Below are 1,158 nucleotides of genomic sequence, written 5' to 3' on the forward strand. Positions count from 1 at the left end.
CTTTTATCTGGCCCGCGGCTCCAGAGTCATAAGGCTGGATGCCGTCGCTTTTCTGTGGAAGAAACCGGGCACTCATTGCATAAGCCTGCCCGAGACCCATGCTATCGTGAAACTGTTCCGACTGATCATGGAGAAAGCCTGCCCCGGCAGCACACTTCTGACCGAAACCAATGTCCCTCATGAAGAGAACATCAGTTATTTCGGGGAACAGGACGAGGCTCACATGGTGTATCAATTTGCTCTGCCGCCCCTGATACTGCACGCACTCAATCGGGGCACTGAGAAATACCTTGTGCAATGGGCCAGTGACCTGCCTGATTATCCAGAGAGTTGCACCGTCCTGAACTTTACTGCATCCCATGATGGCATAGGCCTGCGTCCGCTGAAGGGGTTGATCCCGGAGAATGAAGTTTCAGAGCTGATCGACAGCATGCACCGTTTTGGGGGGTTCGTCAGTATGCGCACCCTTTCAGACAATACGGAATCACCTTATGAGATCAATATTGCCCTGTTTGATGCCATGAAAGGGACCAGACGAGGCGAGGATCAGTGGCAGGTACAGCGATTTATTTGCTCTCAGCTCATCATGCTGGGGATGCGCGGAATACCTGCTATGTATATACACAGTCTGTTTGCCACGCCTAATGATCTGGCAGGCGTAGAGAGCAGCGGCAGAACCCGCTCTATCAATCGTCGCAGGTGGTTACTGGAAGAATTATTGCCAGACTTGGAAAGCCCTGTTTCAATACCGTCGCTGGTGTTCCAATCGCTGCTGAGTCATCTCAGAGTTCGTAAACAGGAACCCTGCTTTCATCCCAATGCCTCACAAACCATTCTGAATATGGAACCGGGCATTTTTGCATTCATGCGTACATCGCCCTGTGGCCGCCGGAAACTGGTGGCTATACACAACCTGACATCGGCTCATCAAACATTGAACCAGCCAGACTATGTCGGCTGGTTCGATTTACTGGGCGGTGCCGTGGTACAGGACCTTCAACTCAAGCCTTATCAGGTATTGTGGCTGGGAGGCTGAAAATGGCTATCTGAAAGAGCAATGATTTCACCTGTGCCGATGATTTGGATTGTGAAGTTTTCATGGGTACTGGTTATACAGCGGACGAGCCCCCTGACGAGAGCTGATAGCAATCATTGGAC

General features: G+C 51.3%; 1 pseudogene. It reads left to right on the top strand.

What is annotated here, in order from left to right:
- Window positions 1-1,036 (top strand): annotated as a pseudogene (locus KDK18_RS00605) (alpha-amylase); the annotation flags it as partial.
- Window positions 1,037-1,158 lie beyond the last annotated feature (122 nt).

Source organism: Endozoicomonas sp. SESOKO3, from assembly GCF_024606255.1.